1 protein-coding gene is annotated in these 266 nt (G+C 72.2%); it reads left to right on the top strand.

Annotated features, from left to right (window positions below; all coding sequences use genetic code 11):
- Positions 1-190: C40 family peptidase (locus tag ACQG3P_RS19950; RefSeq protein WP_426806012.1), on the top strand; the 190-nt coding region annotated here is incomplete at its 5' end.
- Positions 191-266: the final 76 nt, after the last annotated feature.

The following is a 266-nucleotide window of genomic DNA, read 5'->3' on the forward strand; positions in this document are numbered from 1 at the left end:
CCGCATCGCGCTGGCGGCCGGTGACCTGGTGTTCTTCGGCAGCAGGGGCCGTGTCGACCACGTGGGCATCTACGTGGGCGAAGGCCGCTTCCTGCACGCCCCCAGCACCGTCAAGGACGTCCGCGTGGACAGCCTGGTCTCGGGCTACTGGAGCGGCAAGTTCATGCAGGCCCGCCGCGTCGCGCTCTGAGCCGGCCGGCCCGCCCCGCCAGTTGAAGGCCGCTGCCCCGTGCAGCGGCCTTTTTCGTGATGGGCGCCGGTGGCCG

Source organism: Stenotrophomonas sp. SrG, from assembly GCF_050031795.1.
Lineage (GTDB): Bacteria > Pseudomonadota > Gammaproteobacteria > Xanthomonadales > Xanthomonadaceae > Stenotrophomonas > Stenotrophomonas rhizophila_A.